The organism is Adlercreutzia sp. CNCM I-6216, assembly GCF_977113345.1.
On sequence record NZ_CDSBIE010000006.1, the window covers coordinates 74,155 to 92,959 of the forward strand.

The 18,805-nt window shown below is 67.5% G+C and carries 15 protein-coding genes and 2 tRNA genes; 2 read left to right on the forward strand and 15 right to left on the reverse strand.

Annotated elements, in window-relative coordinates:
- Positions 1–45: 45 nt before the first annotated feature.
- From uvrA to ACYVRU_RS07165, 10 genes are all read right to left on the reverse strand, one after another.
- Positions 46–2,961: an excinuclease ABC subunit UvrA gene (gene uvrA / locus ACYVRU_RS07120; RefSeq protein WP_461185921.1), complete on the reverse strand. Its 2,916-nt coding sequence runs from the start codon at positions 2,959–2,961 to the stop codon at positions 46–48.
- 166 nt (positions 2,962–3,127) lie between these two features.
- Positions 3,128–4,447, reverse strand: a complete 1,320-nt coding sequence (locus ACYVRU_RS07125) for an MFS transporter (protein WP_461185922.1) — start codon at positions 4,445–4,447, stop codon at positions 3,128–3,130.
- Between the two features lie 617 nt (positions 4,448–5,064).
- The gene (locus tag ACYVRU_RS07130; protein ID WP_223900720.1) at positions 5,065–6,033 is read right to left on the reverse strand and encodes a tyrosine recombinase; all 969 of its coding nucleotides are present in this window, start codon (positions 6,031–6,033) and stop codon (positions 5,065–5,067) included.
- Positions 6,030–7,394 carry a methylenetetrahydrofolate--tRNA-(uracil(54)-C(5))-methyltransferase (FADH(2)-oxidizing) TrmFO gene (trmFO, locus tag ACYVRU_RS07135; RefSeq protein ID WP_330038128.1) on the reverse strand — a complete coding sequence of 455 codons (1,365 nt, stop codon included), beginning with the start codon at positions 7,392–7,394 and terminating at the stop codon, positions 6,030–6,032. The genes ACYVRU_RS07130 and trmFO overlap by 4 nt, the downstream gene beginning before the upstream one ends.
- Positions 7,395–7,482: 88 nt before the next feature.
- A complete protein-coding gene (dprA, locus tag ACYVRU_RS07140) occupies positions 7,483–8,430 on the reverse strand; it encodes a DNA-processing protein DprA (protein ID WP_461185923.1) in 948 nt (315 codons plus the stop codon).
- A gap of 3 nt (positions 8,431–8,433) precedes the next feature.
- Positions 8,434–9,906: a YifB family Mg chelatase-like AAA ATPase gene (locus ACYVRU_RS07145; RefSeq protein WP_237974309.1), complete on the reverse strand. Its 1,473-nt coding sequence runs from the start codon at positions 9,904–9,906 to the stop codon at positions 8,434–8,436.
- 27 nt (positions 9,907–9,933) lie between these two features.
- Positions 9,934–10,434 carry a YraN family protein gene (locus ACYVRU_RS07150; RefSeq protein WP_161127171.1) on the reverse strand — a complete coding sequence of 167 codons (501 nt, stop codon included), beginning with the start codon at positions 10,432–10,434 and terminating at the stop codon, positions 9,934–9,936.
- Positions 10,435–10,582: 148 nt separating this feature from the next.
- A complete protein-coding gene (locus ACYVRU_RS07155) occupies positions 10,583–11,371 on the reverse strand; it encodes a ribonuclease HII (protein ID WP_461185968.1) in 789 nt (262 codons plus the stop codon).
- A gap of 79 nt (positions 11,372–11,450) precedes the next feature.
- Positions 11,451–11,798, reverse strand: a complete 348-nt coding sequence (gene rplS / locus ACYVRU_RS07160; protein ID WP_022739752.1) for a 50S ribosomal protein L19 — start codon at positions 11,796–11,798, stop codon at positions 11,451–11,453.
- A gap of 165 nt (positions 11,799–11,963) precedes the next feature.
- A complete protein-coding gene (locus tag ACYVRU_RS07165; protein WP_114539760.1) occupies positions 11,964–12,899 on the reverse strand; it encodes an SPFH domain-containing protein in 936 nt (311 codons plus the stop codon).
- A gap of 110 nt (positions 12,900–13,009) precedes the next feature.
- Here ACYVRU_RS07165 and ACYVRU_RS07170 point away from each other — a divergent pair, with 110 nt between their 5' ends.
- On the forward strand, positions 13,010–14,317 hold the full coding sequence (locus tag ACYVRU_RS07170; RefSeq protein ID WP_461185924.1) for an isochorismatase family protein: 1,308 nt from the start codon (positions 13,010–13,012) through the stop codon (positions 14,315–14,317).
- A gap of 189 nt (positions 14,318–14,506) precedes the next feature.
- Here ACYVRU_RS07170 and hcp read toward each other — a convergent pair whose 3' ends face one another.
- Positions 14,507–16,093: a hydroxylamine reductase gene (hcp, locus tag ACYVRU_RS07175; protein ID WP_461185925.1), complete on the reverse strand. Its 1,587-nt coding sequence runs from the start codon at positions 16,091–16,093 to the stop codon at positions 14,507–14,509.
- Between the two features lie 150 nt (positions 16,094–16,243).
- On the opposite strand from hcp, the gene ACYVRU_RS07180 reads away from it, so the two are divergent.
- Positions 16,244–16,927, forward strand: coding sequence for a Crp/Fnr family transcriptional regulator (locus ACYVRU_RS07180; protein ID WP_022739748.1), 684 nt, complete (start codon positions 16,244–16,246; stop codon positions 16,925–16,927).
- Here ACYVRU_RS07180 and ACYVRU_RS07185 read toward each other — a convergent pair.
- From ACYVRU_RS07185 to ACYVRU_RS07200, 4 genes are all read right to left on the reverse strand, one after another.
- Entirely contained in the window at positions 16,894–17,835 is a 942-nt protein-coding gene (locus ACYVRU_RS07185; RefSeq protein WP_461185926.1) for a PLP-dependent cysteine synthase family protein, read from the reverse strand. The genes ACYVRU_RS07180 and ACYVRU_RS07185 overlap by 34 nt on opposite strands.
- Before the next feature lie 164 nt (positions 17,836–17,999).
- A tRNA-Asp gene (locus ACYVRU_RS07190) sits at positions 18,000–18,076 on the reverse strand.
- Between the two features lie 20 nt (positions 18,077–18,096).
- Positions 18,097–18,173, reverse strand: a tRNA-Asp gene (locus ACYVRU_RS07195).
- 69 nt (positions 18,174–18,242) lie between these two features.
- Positions 18,243–18,605 carry a histidine triad nucleotide-binding protein gene (locus ACYVRU_RS07200; RefSeq protein WP_302233872.1) on the reverse strand — a complete coding sequence of 121 codons (363 nt, stop codon included), beginning with the start codon at positions 18,603–18,605 and terminating at the stop codon, positions 18,243–18,245.
- Positions 18,606–18,805 lie beyond the last annotated feature (200 nt).

Consider the following 18,805-nt stretch of genomic DNA (forward strand, 5'->3'; position numbering starts at 1 on the left):
GGGAGGGCAGACCAAGGTCTGCCCCTACGGGATAGGGCCGGACGCTTAACGGGAGGCCAGTTGGCGGTCGGCCTCCAGCATGCGCTTGACGAAGTAGCCGGTGTAAGAGCCCTCCACCTCGGCCACCTCCTCAGGCGTGCCCTGAGCGACGATGGTGCCACCGCGGTCGCCGCCCTCGGGGCCCAAGTCCACGATGTGGTCGGCACATTTGATGACATCCAGGTTGTGCTCGATGACGAGCACCGTGTTGCCGGCGTCCACGAGGCGCTGGAGCACCTCGAGCAGCTGGCGCACGTCCTCGAAGTGCAGGCCCGTGGTGGGCTCGTCCAGGATGTAGAAGGTCTTGCCGGACTGGCGCTTCTGCAGCTCGCTGGCGAGCTTCACGCGCTGGGCCTCGCCGCCGGAAAGCGTGGTCGCCGGCTGGCCCAGGCGGATGTAGCCGAGACCCACGTCGAAAAGCGTCTGCAGCTTGCGCTTGATGCCCGGGATGTTCTCGAAGAAGTGCAGGGCGTCCTCAACGGTCATGTCGAGCACCTCGGAGATGTTCTTGCCGCGGTAGGTCACCTGCAGCGTCTCGCGGTTGTAGCGCTCGCCGTTGCAGACCTCGCAGGGTACGTACACGTCGGGCAGAAAGTGCATCTCAATCTTGATCTGGCCGTCGCCCTTGCAGGCCTCGCAACGGCCGCCGCTCACGTTGAAGGAGAAGCGCCCCGGCGCGTAACCGCGGGCCTTGGCCTCGGCCGTGCTGGCGAACAGCGCGCGGATGTCGTCCCACAGTCCGATGTAGGTGGCCGGGTTCGATCGCGGGGTGCGCCCGATGGGGCTCTGGTCGATGTTGATGACCTTGTCGAGCTTCTCCAGGCCCGTGATCTTGCGGTAGGGCCCGGTGCGACGGTGGGCATGGTTCAACCGATTGGCGAGCGCCGGCGCCAGCGTGTCGGTGATAAGGGAGCTTTTTCCCGACCCGGAGACGCCCGTGACCACGGTGAGCGTGCCGATGGGCACCTCCAACGTGACGTTTTGCAGGTTGTTCTCCTTGGCGCCAGTCATCTTCAGCGTGCCGCGGCCCGGCTTGCGGCGAGCCTCCGGCACCGCGATGCGGCGGCGCCCCGACAGATAGTCGGCCGTGACGGAGCCCTCCGTGGCCATGACCTCCGCCGGCGTCCCCGCCGCGATGACGTGGCCTCCGTGCTCGCCGGCGCCCGGGCCCATGTCCACCACGAAGTCGGCCGCCCGGATGGTGTCCTCGTCGTGCTCCACGACCACCACGGTGTTGCCCAAGTCTCGCAGGCGCTCCAACGTGGCGATGAGCCGCTCGTTGTCGCGCTGGTGAAGCCCGATGGAGGGCTCGTCCAGAATGTAGAGCACGCCCATGAGCCCGGCGCCGATCTGGGTGGCGAGCCGGATGCGCTGGGCCTCGCCGCCGGAGAGCGTGGCCGTGGCCCGCTCCAGCGTGAGGTAGTCCAGGCCCACGTCCACGAGGAAGCGCAGCCGCTCGCGGATCTCCTTCACGATGGGCAGGGCGATGACCGCCGCCTGGCCCGTGAAGTGCAGCCCCTCGAAGAACGCCAGCGACTCGGCCGCCGACATCTCCGTGACGTCGTGGATGGACTTGTCGTTCACCGTGACCGCGAGGACCTCCGGCTTCAGGCGCTTGCCGCCGCAGGTCTCGCAGGGCACCGTGGCGAAATAGGCCGACAGCTTCTCGCGCTGGGCGTCGGACTGGGCCTCGGTATAGCGGCGCTTCACCGCGGCGAGCACGCCCTCCCACTCGATGTACCAGTAGGTGTCGCGGCCGTCCACGGTGCGGTAGTCAACGCGCACCTTCTCGTTGCCGAGGCCATGCAAGAGCGCCTTCTGGGCCTTCTTCGGCATGTCCTCCCACGGTGTGTCGGCGTCGGTGCCTACATGCTGGGCCACGGCGCGCAGCACCTGGGGGTAGTAGTTGCCGCTCTTGAACGGCGCGATGACGCCCTCGTTCAGCGTGAGGGACGGGTCGGGTACTACGAGCGAGGGGTCCACCTCATCGCGGCTGCCGATGCCGAGGCAGTCGGGGCAGGCGCCGTAGGGGGCATTGAAGGAGAAGTCGCGGGGCTGCAGCTCGTCCATGGAGTGGCCGTGCTCGGGGCACGCGAGGGCCAGCGAGAACAAATGCTCTCCCTCCCCGAGGCCGCCCGTGGCGCCCGAGGAGGTGCCACCGGCCTCGCCGAGCGGTTTCCCGTCCGGCCCGAGCACCTGCACGAGCACGCGGCCCTGCGCCAGCTTGCAGGCCAGCTCCACGGCCTCGGCGATGCGGCTTTGGGCGGATTCCTTCAGCGTGACGCGGTCGACCACCACGTCGATGAAGTGCTTGATCTTCTTGTTCAGCGTGACGGGCTCACCGGAAAGCTTCACGATCTCGCCGTCGATGCGCACGCGGGAGAAGCCCTCCTTCTGCAGATCGGCGAAGAGCTTCGTGAACTCGCCCTTGCGGCCGGCCACCACCGGGGCCATGAGGATGGCCTTCGTCGACTCGCCCTGGGCGTCGTCGCCGAGGCGCAGGATGTCGTCGGTCACCTGGTCGGTGGTCTGCTTCTTGATTTCGCGGCCGCACTCCGGGCAGTGGGGCACGCCCACCCGCGCGAACAGAAGGCGCAGGTAGTCGTAGATCTCGGTGGTGGTGCCCACGGTGGAGCGGGGATTCTTCGACGTGGTCTTCTGATCGATGGACACCGCCGGCGACAGGCCGTCGATGGAGTCCACATCGGGCTTGGACATCTGACCCAGGAACATGCGGGCATAGCTGGAGAGGCTCTCCACATAGCGGCGCTGCCCCTCGGCGTACATGGTGTCGAAGGCGAGGCTGGACTTGCCGGAGCCGGAAAGGCCCGTGATGACGACCAGCTCGTCGCGGGGAATAGTCAGGTCGACGTCCTTCAAGTTGTGCTCGCGGGCGCCTTTGATGACGATCTCGTTGGCCATTGGCTGGATTTCCTTCGCAGACGTGAAGCAACGGGCGCCGCGCTGGCCGCCCGTTGCCGAATTCTCTTGTTTCGCCTGCGTATTCTACCGATTCGCGCGGCCGCTGGCTAGCAATTTAGGGAACTTTTGTTCGGGTTCACGGATTTTGCATAGATGAGCGCTCAGGTTATATGAGCGCGGGGGCAGCGACGGAGGCATCCTCGGGAACGGCCTCCCCCGTCGCGGGCTCGGGCGCCGAGGACTCCCCCATGCCCTTCATCTTCCGAAAACGGGACAGCGTGAGGCGGCCGTCCTTCTTCTTCTCGCTGGGCGCCCGCAGGCAGACCGCCACGAACAGGCTGGCAGCGACGAGCACGGCGGCCATGGCGGCGAACACGAAGGCGAAGGAGGTCGCCTCCAGAAGGATGCCGCAGACCACGCCGGTGATCGCCGAGCCGGCGTAGGCCACGAGGTTCACCGAGGCGAGGATGGCCGAGACGCGCAGCACGCTCACGCGCAGAAGCAGAAGGCGCAGCGACACGGACACCGCCACGCCCATGGCGAAGCTGAACAGGGCGCAGTCGCCCATGAACAGAAGCTCGGCGCCCATGAGGACGCATAGCGCCATCAGCGCCGTGGTGGCCGTCACGGCCGCCATGGAGACGACGAGGGTGCGCTTGGGCTCGAAGCGCTGCACGAGGGGGCCGCCGAGAAGCGACGGCGCCATGATGAGGGCCAGAATGACCGACCCGGCCAGAGGCGAGGTCTCGCCGAAGCACTGCTGGGCGATGGGCGCCGAGAACGACTGGTAGAAGCAGGAGACGAGCCAGGTGGCCAGGTAGCACACGGCCACCACGGCGAACAGGCGCCGGTTGTCGGTGGGGATGTAGACGCGCACCCTCATCACGGCGCGCAGCGAGAGCGTCTGGTCGAGGGGCTCGTGCACCACGGGCATGAGGAACAGGCACACGGCCAGGATGACGATCATGATGCCGTAGAGCACGGCGATGCTCGGCACGATGTCGTAGAGGATGCCCACGGCCACCGACCCGATCATGATGCCCACCATGGCGCCGCAGCTGGCCACGGTGGACCCCCAGCCGAGGTGCTTCTCCCCCACGCAGTCGATGACGAGAGCGGACACGGCGCTCATGCCGAAGCCGGCCGAGAGGCCCTGGACGAAGCGGGCGGCGAGCACGGCCGCGCCGCTGTCGGCCATCATGAACATGATGCAGCCGACGATGGCGAGCATGAGGGTGAGGCTGGTCACGGGAGTGCGCCCGAAGGCGTCGGAGATGCGTCCGGCGAGCAAGAGCGTCAAGGCCACGCCGGTGAGGTAGGTGAACATCGTGTTGGAGATATCCGCCGTGGTGAGCCCGATGGTGCCCTGGTAGTCGGCATAGAGGGGAATCGGGATCGCCGTGGCGGCGAAAATGGCCAGAAACGCGATGGTGGCGAGCGCGAACCCGCGCAGGGACTGCCCGTCGGTGAGCTCCTCTTTGTGCATCCTTTCCTCCGTATGAACGAGATGTGCCAGCCTGCCTCTCGGGAACGGATATCCCGAAAGGGTGGGTGAAGTATGAACCTCGCTTCAGGGGAATTCAAGGGATTGCGCTGAGTTTTCCACTCAGCGATGAAACGGCCCCGCAAGCCGCGCGAGGGTTCGGAGTCCCGTGCCGCCCGCCGCCGCCTTAAAGCCGCCGACGGCGGCCGCCGCGAGCAGCTGGTCATGCCCCCCCCCGCAACCGACAGCGAGCGCAAAAGGAGCCCTCTCCCCCGAGGGCTCCTGAGTGGGTTTCCGCTGTGGCGTATCCGGAACCTACATGACAGCGTGGCTGGCGGACTGCATGAGGTAGGGAATGTAGGCGAGCACGACGAGCGCCGCCCAAAACAGCATCTTCGCCTTCTTGCGGCTCATGGCTCCTCCCTTCCGCGCAATCCGTCCGATCGACGGTCCATCTGGATCGTCACCGTGATTCTTGCACAAAACACAGGAGGGGAAGACCCGAAAAAGCCACTAGTCACGATGGCGCAACCGCCCCGATGACCCCGCGCAACGCCCCTGTTCGCCGTTTGTAAATTACGCGCATATCGGCCGCAGTGCGCCCAACCGTAGGAGGCGACTTACGCGCGCGGATGGGCGAGGCCGTGGATCTCCTTCAGGCGCTCCGGGGTCACATGGGTGTAGATCTGCGTGGTGGTGAGGCTCGCGTGCCCCAGCATGTCCTGGACGCTGCGCAGATCGGCGCCGCCCTCCAGAAGGTCGGTGGCGAAGGAGTGGCGCAGGGCATGGGGCGAGAGCGACTCGTCCAACCCCGCAGCGGCCAGAGCGCGCTTGAACATCTTGCGGATGCCGTCGGGCTTCATCTGGTTGCCCCGGTTGCTGACGAAGAAGTAGTCGCTCTGCCTGTCGCCGAGCAGCTCCGGCCGCGCCTTCTCGAGATAGCGGGCCATGGCCTCGGCGCCCCGGCGGCTCAAGGGCACGATGCGCTCCTTGGCGCGCTTGCCGAACACCTTCACCTCGCGCTCGGGGAAGTTCACCCAGGAAAGGAGGAGCCCGGAGGCCTCGGAGACGCGGGCGCCGCAGGAGAACAGGAATTCCAGGAGCGCCGCGTCGCGCATCTGCGCCGCCGTCTGCTCGCGGGGCGCGCCGTCGGCGTCGGTCGGGCCGTAGACGGCCAGCAGGCGCTCCACGTCGCCGTCGGACACGACCTTCGGGAGCCGGCGGTCGACCTTGGGGGCCGACAGCACGCTGGCGGGATCGGCCGGGGCGAGACCGGTCACGCACGCCCAGCGGAAGAACGTGCGCAGAGACGACAGGTGCCGCTTGATGGTGGTGCGGGCGTAGCGCGCCTGGTCGAGCTCGGCGAGGTAGCGCCTCAGCTGGCGGTAGGTGGGAGCGAGCGGATCGACGCCCGCCCGCTGCGCCCAGCGCAGGTAGGCCTCCATGTCCTCGCGATAGGCGCGCACCGTATGGGCCGAGGCGCCCATCTCGGAGGCGAGGTGATCGCAGAACCGCGCCACCGCCTCTTCGCCGGGCAGCGGCGCCCCGTCGGCGGCGTTTCCGCCGCCAGCGCCTTTGCGCCCCGTCACGGCAGCAGCCCCGCCTCGGCCAGGGCCTCCTTGTAGCCCGCAAGCGCCTCGTTGGCGCGGTCGGCGTAGGCCTGGTAGCGGGCGCGCTTGTTGCGCACCGGGGGCGAGAGCGGAGCCATGAGCCCGAAGTTCACGTGCATGGGCTGGTAGTCCTTCGTCGCCGGATCCGTGGCGTAGGCCAGAAGCGCCCCGAACACCGTCTCCGTCGGCAGCTCCGGCAGCGCGATCCCCGCAAGGTCGGCGGTCACGGCCAGCGCGACGTGCAGCCCGCTGCGGATGGCCTCGCAGTAGCCCTCGGTGCCGGCAAGCTGCCCCGCCACGTAGACGGGGACGCCGAGGACGTCCGCTTGCGGCGTGACGAGCCGGTTACGACGGTCGAGCAGCCGCGGCGCGTCGATGAAGGTGTTGCGGTGCATGACGCCGTAGCGCGCGAACTCCGCCTCTTCCAGGCCGGGGATCATGCGAAACACGCGGCGCTGCTCGGGGAAGGTGAGGTTGGTCTGGAACCCGACGAGGTTGTAGCTGGCGCCGTGGGCGTCCTCGGCGCGCAGCTGCAAAGCCGCCCAAGGGCGGCGCCCCGTGCGCGGATCGGTGAGCCCCACCGGCTTCAGGGTGCCGAAGCGCGGGGCGTCGCGGCCGGCCCGGGCTATCTCCTCGATGGGCTGGCAGGCCTGGAACAGCTCGCGGGTCTCGAAGTCCTTCGCGATGACGCGCTCGGCCGCGAGAAGCTGCTCGATGAAGGCGTCGTACTCCTCCCGGGTGAACGGGGCGTTCAGGTAGTCCCCGCCGGCACCGGCGTCCTCGTAGCGGCTTTGGCGAAACACCTTCCCGAAGTCGATGGAATCCGCCATCACCACCGGCGCCGCGGCGTCGTAGAAGGCCAGGGCGTCTCGCCCCGTCAGGGCCATAAGCGACGACGAGAGCGCATCGGAGGTGAGCGGGCCGCTCGCCAAGACGATCGCGTCCGAGCCGGCGGCAAGGGAGGGGATGTCCGTCGCCTCGCGGCGCTCCACCGCAATGAGGGGATGCTCCTCCACCTGGCGCGTCACGTCCCGGGAGAACAGCACCCGATCCACCGCCAACGCGCCGCCCGCGGCCACCGCATGGCGCTTCGCCGCCGCGATCAGCGGCGATCCCAGAGTCGCGAGCTCCGCCTTCAAGAGCCCCGCCGCGCTGTCGGGCTTGGTGCTCTTGAGCGAGTTGGAGCAGACGAGCTCGGCCGCGTCCCCCGTATGGTGCACGGCGGTCGGATGCGCGGGGCGCATCTCGACAAGGCGCACGGAGATTCCGCGCGAGGCGAGGCTCAGGGCCGCCTCGCTGCCCGCCAGTCCTGCGCCTACTATGGTTACCGTATTGCTCATGGGGCAAAAGGATACCAAACAACGGTGCCGCAAGGCCCGTCAATTCCGCTTGGGCGCCCCAGCTTCTCCCTAATGACACAGCCATGGCCTACACCGCCGTCCGCAGGGCCGGATGCGGGCCGTAGCGTCCGTCGGGGTACTGGGCGATGAGCCCGTCGCGCTGGGCCTCGGCGAGCCAAATCATGAGCCAGGTGAACGTGTCGCCAGCCGGAGCATGGTCCTCGGCCAACTGACGCAGGGCCTCCATGCCCAAAGGCTCCGCTTGCAGCGCCGCGAGCAGAGCCTCCTCGCCGCGATAGGGCTGACTCGCCTTGCCGCGATCGTCCGCAGCCTCGGCCCGCTGCTCCTTCAGACAACCGAAGGTTGAGAAGAGCGCGTCGGCGAAGGCTTCGTCGTCCACAATGGGGAGCGCCCCCTGGTACAGCAGGCGGTTCGCCCCCTTCGACGCCGCAGAGGTGATGGCCCCCGGCACCACCCATACCTCCCGGCCCGCGAGCAGCGCCTCGTCGGCCGTGGAGAACGTGCCCGAGGGCAGCCCCGCCTCCACGATGAGCGTGGCCCGGGAGAGCCCCGCAATGAGCCGGTTGCGGGCGCGGAAGGTGTGGGGCTGGGGCGGGAAGTCCCATTCGTGCTCGGAGACCACCGCGCCGCCTGCCGCCACGATGCGCTGGAAGAGCCCCACATTCTCCGCCGGGTACAGCTGGTTGCAGCCGCCCCCGAGGAAGGCCACCGTGGGCGCGCCCGCGGCCAGGGCCGCCTCGTGGGCCACGGCGTCGCAGCCCCGCGCGCCCCCGGAGATGATGGCGACGCCGCGCTCGGCGGCAGCCGCGGCAAAGCGCTTGGCGCAACCGCGCCCGTAGGGCGTCGCGCGCCGCGCACCCACGACGGCCAGTCCCTCGGCCAGCGCGCCGGGGCGGCCCACACCGTACAGGCGCGCCGGCGGGTGGGGTATGCTCTTCAGCGCCTTCGGGAACAGCGAATCCTCCAAGGCAAGCTCGAAGCGCTCCCCTTCCAATCTCATTACCTTCACCGGCATCGGTCACTTTCCTCCTATTCCATCGCGCACGCGGAAGTTCACGGCCTCCGCGATGTGCGCGCTCTCGATTTCCTGGGATTCCGCCAGGTCGGCGATGGTGCGGGCCACCGCGAGCGTGCGCGTGATGGCCCTGCCGCTCATGGCGTGCAGCTCCGCCTGGGCGATCATGAAGCGGCGCGGCCCGTCGGCCAAGGCCTCTATGGAGCCATCAGACCCCTTCTCGGCCATCTGCGATGCGCGCCACGAGGCGAAGTCCCGGGCCGCCATCACCCCCTCCCGCAGCTGCGCGGAGCTCGTCCCCCGCCTCCGTTCCAAAATCTCCGCCGGACGAATGCGGCGGACATCCAGATGCAGGTCGATGCGATCGATGAGCGGTCCGCCTATGCGGTTCTGGTAGCCCCGGATCTGGGGCACCGTGCAGGTACACTCCCGCTCCTCGTCGCCGAAGTACCCGCAGGGACACGGGTTGCTGGCCGCCACGAGCACGAACCGCGCCGGGAAGGTCACGTTGCCGTCGGCCCGGGTGAGCATCACCGATCCGCTCTCCATGGGCTGGCGTATACCCTGCAAAACCGAGCTTTTGAACTCCGCCAGCTCGTCCAAGAAGAGCACTCCGTGGTGGGCCAGGGACACCTCGCCCGGCCGCAGGGGGCTGCCGCCTCCCACGAGCCCGGCCAACGTGGCGCTGTGATGCGGATGGCGGAAGGGGCGCTGGCCCGCGATGATGGCATCGATGGGCTCGGCGGCCACGGAATGGACCACGGCCGCCTCCAGCATCTCGTCGGGACAGAGCGGCGGCATGATGGTGGGCACTCGGGAGGCGAGCATGGTCTTGCCCGACCCGGGCGGTCCCATCATGAGCAGCCCGTGACCACCGGCCGCGGCGATCTGGAAGGCCCGCTTGGCCGTCTCGTGGCCTGCGACCTCCGCGAAGTCGAGCGCCTCGACGGCCGCCGGGGCCGCCCGCCCCCTGTGGGCCGGCAGCATCGCTGCCGCGCCTCCCTCACGGGCCGCCTGGGCCAGCGACGTCATAGCGAGCAGCCGCACGTCGTCTAAGGGCACCGGATCGCTGTCGGCGGCGCAGACGAAGTCCAGCCCGAGGCGCCGGGCGCAGATGGCGCAGGCGAGCGTGCCCGCCACCGGCCGCACCCGCCCATCCAGCGAGAGCTCGCCCACGTAGAGCGCGTCCCGCGCCCAAGCCGGATCGATCTGCCCCGTGGCCGCCAGAATGCCCAAGGCTATGGGAAGGTCGAACCCCGAACCCGTCTTGCGCAGATGGCTCGGCGCCAGGTTCACGACGATCTTCTCCCCCGGCATGGAGAACCCCGCTGCCCGCAGCGCGGCGCGCACCCGCTCCCGCGCCTCCTGGATGGCCGCATCCGGCATGCCCACGATGGCCATGCCCGGCAGGCCGCCGGAAACGACCACCTCGACCCGCACCGGCACCACTTCCACGCCGCGAACCGTCGCCCCCATGACGGCGCATTGACCCCGCGCCACGGCTCAACCCACCGAATAGGCGCCCAGATGGTGCCGGATGAAGGCGCGGTCGTCGGAGAGCACGATAATGGCCACCACATCGAAGCGCACCACGGCCTCGCCGAAGAAATGGTCTTGGATGTAGGCGAGGGCGATGCGCTCGTACTTCTCGCGCTTGGCCCGGGTGACCGCCTCGCTGGGCAGCCCCTTGTCGGCGTTGCGGCGCGTCTTCACCTCGACGAACACGAGCGCCTCGTCGTTGACGGCGATGATATCGGCCTCCCCGGCGAAACAGGTCCAGTTGCGCTCGAGGATGGTGTAGCCGTTGCGCTGGAGGAACCGCGCGGCCGCCTCCTCGCCCCGCGCCCCCAGCGCCTGGTTGCGGCGTCCCTGGGCGTTCGGGTCGGCAGGCCGCCGCTTCCTCGATCCCTCCCTCGCCTTGCGTTTGGGCGCCGACGCGGACTTGGGCTTCTTCTCCTTAATCGCGGGACGCTCCAACACGCCCGCCTCACTGCTCGCAGCCATAAGGTGCGCTCCTTTCCTCTCGATGGAGCACACCTTAGTCGAGCACGACCGTAAAAATGACGCGGGAATGTCCCGTTTCGTTCCTCGCGCCGACCGCACTGGCATCGCAGCAGCGTCGCACTAGCGTCGCATCGACGTCGCAAAATCCCTAGAACAGGCTCTCCTGGGCGGCGAAGGAGCAGAAACTGCGCCGGTGGATGGGACAAAGCCCCCGCTCGCGGATGGCCGCCATATGGCCCTCGGAGCCGTACCCCTTGTTCGACTCGAAGCCGTAGCCGGGGTACTGCTCGGCATAGGCCTCCATCACATGATCGCGCGCCACCTTGGCCACGAGCGACGCGGCGGCGATGGAGGCGCACTTCCCGTCCCCCTTCACGACGTTCACCTCCCGCGGATCAAGATGCAGCGGGTTGCCGTCCAGAAGAACGACGTCCACCGCGACGCCCTGGGCCTCCACCTCGGCGATGGCGGCGGCGAAGGCCTGGCGCAGGGCCGCCGTCATGCCCACCCGGTCGATGTCGGCCGGCTCCACGTACTGCACCGTCCACGCCCGGGCGTGCCGGCGCACTTCGTCGGCTATGACCTCGCGGTCCTCCGGCCTCACCTGCTTGGAGTCGTTGAGCCCGGCGATGGGGTCGTCCGCATCCAGCACCACGCCCCCCACGGCCAAAGGTCCTGCCAAGGGCCCCCGTCCCACCTCGTCTAGCCCGATGACCACCGACCCTCCACGCTCGGCGGCGAGCTCCCGCTCGAACGCGTACATCCCCGCCAGGCGCGCCGCCTCGGCGGCCTCGGCCTCAAGTCGGCGCCGCGCCACCTCCACGGCAGCCCGCACGCCCTTGCGCGTGTCGGCCACAAGCGACCGCTCCAACACGGCGAAGGCGGCCGAGTCGGCCTCCTGCAGCTTCCGTCGGATCTCGGGGACGGTCAGATCAATCACCTCGGGCTCCTTCCCACCGGCGAAGAATACGAAAAAGGGCCCCCGAAGGAGCCCTCGCAAACACAAAAGATAAGGCCTAGCGGAACGCCTTCTCCTTGATCTTGGCGGCCTTGCCCACCTTGTTGCGCAGGTAGTACAGCTTGGCACGGCGCACATCGCCCTTGCGGGTGACCTCGATCTTCTCGATCTTCGGGGAATGCACGGGGAAGGTGCGCTCCACGCCGATGGAGAAGCTGATCTTGCGCACGGTGAAGGTCTCGCGAACCGACTCGCCCTGACGGCGGATGACGTCGCCCTGGAACACCTGGATACGCTCGCGGTTGCCCTCGGTGATGCGATAGTGAACCTTCACGTTGTCGCCCACGTGGAACTCGGGGAGGTCCTGCTTGATCTGCTGCTGCTCAATAGCGCGAATGATATCCATTGCCTTTTCCTACTCTATACTTCTAAATGGTCTTGCATCATTTCTCGTTTGGACGCGATTTGACAGTATATCGCCCCTATACCCTCGGCGCAAGGGAAATTATCGCGCCTTTCTGGGAAAGTCCACGAACGGCACACGGAAGCTCGAAGCGGTGTGACGAAGGAGCTACTTCTCCTCTTCCTCCACGATGACGAACTCGTCGTCGCCTTCCGTCTCCTGGGCCACGAGCATCTGCTCGAACATGGAGGCCGTCGCCGTGAAGTCGCTCGGCAGCACCACGGTGGACTGGCGGCCGTTGCGGGCGAACTCGCTCATCATGTCGGTCCACTGGGTGAAGATGAACAGCTGGTTTGCCTCGGCCGCCGACACGCCGGAGCTCTTGATGACCGCGAGCGACTCTGAGATGCCGTCGGCGATGGCCTTGCGCTGGGCCGCGATGCCGCGACCGGCCTGCTCCATGGCCTCGGCGCGGGCGCGGGCCTCGGTGACCACCTTGATGCGCTCGGCCTCGGCCAGCGACTGGGCGGCCTCCTTCTCGCGCTGGGCGGAGTTGATGCGGTTCATGGACTGCTCCACGTCGGCGGGCAAATCGATGGAGGTGATGAGCGTGCTCACCACGTCGTAGCCGTAGGCCACCATGAGGCCGGAGACCGTCTGGTTCACATCCGAGGCGATGGCGTCCTTCTTGTCGAACACCTCGTCGAGGGTGTACTGCGGCACGCTGGAGCGCAGGGCGTCGATGAGGTAGGAGCGCATCTGGGCCGTGGGGTTGGCCAACATGTAGTAGCTGCGCCACACGCCCGAGGGCTGCCCCTGGGACGCCGGTTGGGCGCTCACGCGGTACTGGGCGGCGATGGCCATGGTCACCGTCACGTTGTCGCGGGTCTTCGCGTCGATGCCGAACTGCTCCTGGCGGGTACGCATGTCCACCTTGGCGGCGATGGTCTCGAAGAACGGGATCTTGAGGTTCAGGCCCGCGCCCACCGTGCGGTTGAACTTGCCCAGCCGCTCGATGATGTAGACGTTCTGCTGCGGAACGATGAACAGCGCCTGGGGCAGGAGCAGCACCAAGAGGACGATGATGATAGCAAGTCCGATCATGGGATTCCTTTCGTCGAGGGGGCAAGGCGATGGATTGGCAACGCCTCGCCTGATTCGCCTTCCATAGTACTACAATGGAGCGAACCTACCGCGAAGTTTAAGGAGTTGCCGTGATAGAACCAGCCCGCGCCGCCTTCCTGCTCATCGATATGCAGAACGGATTCATCGACGCCGCCTCGCCCTTGTGCATCACCGGCGCGGCCGCCACGGTGCCCGCCTGCGCCCGCGCCCTTGCCGCCGCCCGCGCGCACGGTCTCGCCGTCTTCCACGTGCGGCGCGCCTACGCCGCCGACGGCAGCGATGTGGAGGCCGTGCGCTGGGAGACATGGGCGGAAGGGGGCCGGCCGCTCTCCAGCGCCGATCCCAAAAGCCTTGCGTGCCCGCCCGAGCTGGCGCCGGCCCCTGGCGAGCCCGTCGTTGTGAAGCCGAGCTGGTCGGCCTTCTTCGGCACCGAGCTGGCCGCCACGATGCGCCAACAGGGCATTGGCACCATCGTGCTCGCCGGCACCACCACCCCCAACTGCGCGCGCTCGACAGCTTACGACGGTCTCGCGCTCGGCTTCAACGTGGCCGTCCTGCGAGATGCCACCTCCTCGCGCACCCCCGAGGTGCAGGAGGCGAACCTGGCGGACATGGAGGCCGTGGGCATCCAGCTCCTCCACACTGACGATTTCACGGCCAACGGGCTTCTGCACGTCCGCGACACCGAGGCCGAAGTGGCCCGCGCCGTGGCTCTGGAGAAGGCGGCGAAAGAAGAAGCGGAAGGCGCGATGGACGCAGGGAGCACGGCAAGCGCGGAAGAGTCGGGCGCGCCGCTGCCCCCTACCCCGGCCCTGGAATCCGTCGAGGCCGTCTCCACCGGCTGGATCAACAAGTACCACCTGCACTACGCGCTGCCCGACGGGCGCCCCTACACCTACGAGGGCGTCTCCCGCAAGGGGCCCGACCGCTACGCCGCCGCTCTGGAAGCCCTGGGGAGCACCGGCGCGCCCACCCCCGACGCCGTGTGCATCGTACCTCTTCTGCCCGACGGCTCGGTGCTTCTGGAGCGAGAGTTCCGCTATCCGCTGAACAGCTGGTGCGTGTCGCTGCCCGCCGGCCTCATCGACGCCGGCGAAACGCTGGAAGAGGCCGTCGCCCGCGAGCTTTCCGAGGAGACCGGCTACCGCCTGCGCGACGACATCATCCCGGCGGTGCGCCCGCTGCCCCAACCCGGCTTCTCGTCCACGGGGCTTACCGAGGAGAACGTGCAGGTGGTCTTCGCCCAGGTGGAGCCGGGCGGCCAGCCGCGCCCCGACAGCGCCGAGCTCATCGAGCCCTTCACTGTGGCCCGCGCCGACCTGCGCGCCTTCCTGGACGCCAACAAGCTCCCCATCGGCACCCGCTGCCAGCTCATCCTGGAGTTGTTGGCGCTCTAGTATAGCCGGAACCCCCACGTCCTCCTCTCTCGGTAAGTACCGAGTGGCGCCACAAAATGGCGGCCGACTCTTCGTGAACCATGGAAGGCAAACGGAAGGCGACGACCTCCGTCGGTCGCCGCCTTCCGTTTGCCTCGCATCGCGTCGCGCTCGCGCGATCTCTCGGGGCTCCTCGTTCTGTGCTCGGCGCTACTCGCCCAGAAGCTCCGCGAGGTCGGCCTCCGGGGTGGTGATGGGGGCGATGCCGTAGTTCTCAACGAGGACGTCGAGAACGCCCGGGCTCACGAAGGCCGGCAGCGTGGGGCCGAGCTTGATGTTCTGAATGCCCAGGTGCAGCAGCGTGAGCAGGATGCAGACGGCCTTCTGCTCGTACCAGGACAGCACCATGGACAGCGGCAGGTCGTTCACGCCGCAGTCGAAGGCCTCGGCCAGGGCTACGGCCACCTGGATGGCGCTGTAGGCATCGTTGCACTGGCCCATGTCCATGAGGCGCGGCAGGCCGCCGATCTCGCCTAGATCGAGGTCGTTGAAGCGGTACTTGCCGCAGGCCAGGGTGAGCACCACCGTGTCGTCGGGGGTGGCCTTCACGAACTCGGTGTAGTAGTTGCGGCCCGGGCGCGCGCCGTCGCAGCCGGCGACGAGGAAGAAGTGCTTGATGGCGCCGCTCTTCACCGCGTCCACCACCGTGTCGGCCACGGAGAGCACCGTGCCCTGGGCGAAGCCCGTGGTCATCGTCGTGCCGCCGTTGATGCCGGGAATCGTGTGGGGCTCGTCGTAGCCACCCAGCTCCAGCGCCTTCTGGACAACCGGGCCGAAGTCCTTGTCGGGGCCGATATGCGTGCAGCCGGGGAAGGCGACGACTTCCGTGGTGAACACGTTGTCGGCGTAGCTCTCCTTGGGAGGCATGAGGCAGTTGGTGGTGAACAGGAAGGCCGCGGGCACGCCGTCGAACTCCTTCTTCTGGTTCTGCCATGCGGTGCCGAAGTTGCCCTTGAGCTGCGGGTACTTCTTCAGCTCCGGATAGGCGTGGGCCGGCAGCATCTCGCCGTGGGTGTAGACGCTCACGCCTGTGTTCTCGGTCTGCTCCAGCAGAAGCTTCAGGTCGTGCAGGTCGTGGCCGGAGATGACGATGAACGGGCCCGGCTCCACCTCCATGGCGACGGTGGTGGGCTCCGGCGTGCCGTAGGTGCCCGTGTTGGCCTCATCGAGCAGCCTCATGCAGCCGAGGTTCACCTCGCCCACCTTCAGCGCCAGGGGCAGAAGCGCGTCCACCGAGCCCGGCTCGGCCAGCTGCGCCAGGGCGTCGGCGAAGAACTCGTCGACAGTCGCGTCGCGGTAGCCCAGCACCCGGGCGTGGTAGGCGTAGGCCGCCGTACCGCGCAGGCCGAACAGCACGAGGGACTTGAGCGAGCGGATGTCCTCGTCGTCGCCCCAGATCTGGTCGACGTCGTAGTCGGAGACCGGCTCGATGCCGGCCGCGGCGGCCACGGCGGCCGTCTCGACGCGCACTGCGTCCTTAAGCGCGGTCACGGCCTGCCCGTCGAAGTTCACGTTGGTCATGCAGGTGAACAGGCCGTCCACGATGAAATCGCAGATACGGTCGTTCTTGACGCCGGCCTCCCGGGCCGTGCGGGCCAGGGCGATCATCGCCCCGGTCAGCGCGTCCTGGGCATCGGCCACATCGGCCGGCTTGCCGCACACGCCGGCGCCGCCGGTGCAGGCCTCGCACTTCGCCACCTGCTCGCATTGGAAGCAAAACATTTGCTCTGTCGCCATAGACACTCCCTTTCGGGTCGCGGCCCTTGCGGCCGTGTTCCAGTAGATAGACGGCACCGTTGCGCCGCTGTTGTGAAGGTACTGGCACGGCAGGGCATTGTATGTTGTAATCACAACAAACGAAGCTTCCTTCAATGAAAAGGTTGACCCATGGAACGAAACGCCTTCCTGGCTGGAACGCCGCTGTTTTCGGGCGTGGCATCGCAGGAGGTCGGCGCGATGCTCGATTGTCTCGATGCCCATGAGCGCCGCTATGCCCAGGGCGAGCGCATCCATCATATGGGGGATTCGGTGTCCACTGCCGGCATCGTGCTCACGGGGCGCGTCCGCATCGAGCACGTCGACCCCTGGGGCAACGTGAGCGTCGTGGGCATGCGCGGGCCCGGTGCCATGTTCGGCGAGGCCTACGCCGCCGCCGGCGAGCCGCTGCTCGTGGACGTCGTCGCCGACCAGGACTGCACCGTCCTCTTCCTGAATCTCGCGAAGGTGGTCGGCCCCTGCTCGTGCCGCTGCGACCACCACGCCCTCGTGGCCCGCAACATGATCGCCGCCATCGCTCGGCAGAGCCTCGCCCTCTCGCGCCGCATCTTTCACGTAGCGCCCAAGTCCATCCGCGGCAAAGTGCTCGCCTACCTCTCCAATGAGGCCGAGCGCACCGGCACCCGCGAGTTCGACATCCCCTTCAACCGCCAGCAGCTCGCCGACTACCTGGGGGTGGATCGCAGCGCGCTATCGGCGGAGCTGTCCCGCATGCAGAAGGCGGGGCTCATCCGATGCCGCCGCAACCACTTCGCGCTGCCTCACTCCCCCTCGAACAGCACCGTGGAGAAGTAGCGCTCGCCGGTATCGGGGGCCAGCGTCACCACGGTCTTGCCCGGGCCGAGCTTGCGGGCCAACCGCAGAGCTGCCGCCACGTTGGTGCCCGAGGAGATGCCGGCAAACAGCCCCTCCTCTCGGGCGAGGCGCCGCGCGCACGCCAGGGCCTCCTCGTCGGTCACCACGACGATCTCGTCGATGAGCGCGGTGTCCATGATGGCGGGCAGGATGCCGTCGCCGATGCCCATCTGCACGTGGGTGCCGATGGCGCCGCCCGAGAGCAGTGCGGCATGCTCGGGCTCGGCGGCCCAGATCTGCACCTTGGGGAAGACCGCGCGCAGCTCGGAGCCTATGCCGGTGATGGTGCCACCCGTGCCAAACCCGGAGCAGAAGCCGTCGATGGCGATGCCGGCCGCACACACGTCGGCGAGGATCTCCGCGGCCGTGCCATCGACATGGGCCGCCAGGTTGTCGCGGTTCACGAACTGCTGGGGCACGAACACGCGCGGATCTTCCGCGGCCATCTTCTGGGCAAGCGCGATGCACTCCTCAATGCACGCGCCGATGTCGCCCTCGTCGTGGACGCAGATCACCTCGGCCCCGTAATGCTCCATGATGTGCCGGCGTTCTACCGAGCAGGAGTCCGGCATGATGATGCGGGCCGCGTAGCCCTTCACGGCCGCCACGAGCGCGAGCCCCACGCCCTGGTTGCCGCTGGTGGGCTCCACGATAATGGAATCGGGGCTAAGCTCGCCGCGCTCCTCGGCGCGCTCGATCATCTTCAGCGCCGTACGCGTCTTCACCGATCCGCCCACGTTCACCGCTTCGAACTTCACGAGCACTTGGGCGTCATCGGGCCCGGTCATGCGCCGCAGCCGCACGAGCGGCGTCGATCCCACGGCTTCCAGAACGTTATCGCAGATCATAGCTTCCCCTCACCTTCGGGGTCATCGTTTTCCACGACAAATTCTAGCATCGCCCCCGGTTCCCGTTGCCGCCCTCCTCCCCGAAACGCCGAAACCCCGCCCCGAGGGGCAGATACTCGCCATAGCAAAATCGCCGCCCCGAAGGACGGCGATTAAGTTTCGAATGGCGGGATGTACGAGACTCGAACTCGCGACCTCCGACGTGACAGGCCGGCGCTCTAACCAACTGAGCTAACACCCCGAATGGTGTCGTGCTGAAAATGGCGGGATGTACGAGACTCGAACTCGCGACCTCCGACGTGACAGGCCGGCGCTCTAACCAACTGAGCTAACACCCCGTGTTTCAGCAGCCCGTATAGTTTAGCAGAATCGATCTTACGCACAAGCCCCTTTTTCGAGAATTTTTCCTACTGCGCCTCGCGGAAGGAGCCCTCGAAGGTGAAGCGGCCCATCTTGGTGCCTCCGAGCACGTGAATGTGCAGGTGATTCACCGTGGCCGCCGAGTCGGGGCCCGTGTTCACCACGGTGCGGTAGCCGGACTCGCCGACGCCCTTCAAACGCGCCACCTCCGGCACGACGCTCATCATATGCCCGATGACCTCGGCCGGCACGCCGGCGGCCAAGTTGTCGTAGTGGGTCTTCGGCACGATGAGGGTGTGCACCGGCGCCTCGGGCTCGATGTCGTCGAAGGCGTAGCACACATCGTCCTCGTACACCTTGGCCGACGGGATCTCGCCGGACACGATTTTGCAGAACAGGCAATCGTCCATGGGTCTTCCTTTCAACTTCCAACCCTTAAATCATACCTTCATTTGCCCGCGTTGGCTTGAAAACAACGAAAGATCGGCAATCGCGCCGTTTTTCGCCCCTCCTTTGCCTGAAATGGCTTGGAAATGACGAAAGATCGGGCATGCCAAGCTCTTGAAAGCCCTTTTGTAATACACCAGCTGGGGAAACATCCGGTTCTGTA

Bases quoted from the DNA above. Each gene is read 5' to 3' on its own strand.
- hcp (WP_461185925.1), bottom strand. From the start codon at position 16,093: ATGGCGACAGAGCAAATGTTTTGCTTCCAATGCGAGCAGGTGGCGAAG.
- trmFO (WP_330038128.1), bottom strand. From the start codon at position 7,394: ATGAGCAATACGGTAACCATAGTAGGCGCAGGACTGGCGGGCAGCGAG.
- ACYVRU_RS07185 (WP_461185926.1), bottom strand. From the start codon at position 17,835: ATGATCTGCGATAACGTTCTGGAAGCCGTGGGATCGACGCCGCTCGTG.
- uvrA (WP_461185921.1), bottom strand. From the start codon at position 2,961: ATGGCCAACGAGATCGTCATCAAAGGCGCCCGCGAGCACAACTTGAAG.
- ACYVRU_RS07180 (WP_022739748.1), top strand. From the start codon at position 16,244: ATGGAACGAAACGCCTTCCTGGCTGGAACGCCGCTGTTTTCGGGCGTG.
- ACYVRU_RS07165 (WP_114539760.1), bottom strand. From the start codon at position 12,899: ATGATCGGACTTGCTATCATCATCGTCCTCTTGGTGCTGCTCCTGCCC.
- ACYVRU_RS07125 (WP_461185922.1), bottom strand. From the start codon at position 4,447: ATGCACAAAGAGGAGCTCACCGACGGGCAGTCCCTGCGCGGGTTCGCG.
- rplS (WP_022739752.1), bottom strand. From the start codon at position 11,798: ATGGATATCATTCGCGCTATTGAGCAGCAGCAGATCAAGCAGGACCTC.
- ACYVRU_RS07145 (WP_237974309.1), bottom strand. From the start codon at position 9,906: ATGGGGGCGACGGTTCGCGGCGTGGAAGTGGTGCCGGTGCGGGTCGAG.
- ACYVRU_RS07150 (WP_161127171.1), bottom strand. From the start codon at position 10,434: ATGGCTGCGAGCAGTGAGGCGGGCGTGTTGGAGCGTCCCGCGATTAAG.
- dprA (WP_461185923.1), bottom strand. From the start codon at position 8,430: ATGCCGGTGAAGGTAATGAGATTGGAAGGGGAGCGCTTCGAGCTTGCC.
- ACYVRU_RS07200 (WP_302233872.1), bottom strand. From the start codon at position 18,605: ATGGACGATTGCCTGTTCTGCAAAATCGTGTCCGGCGAGATCCCGTCG.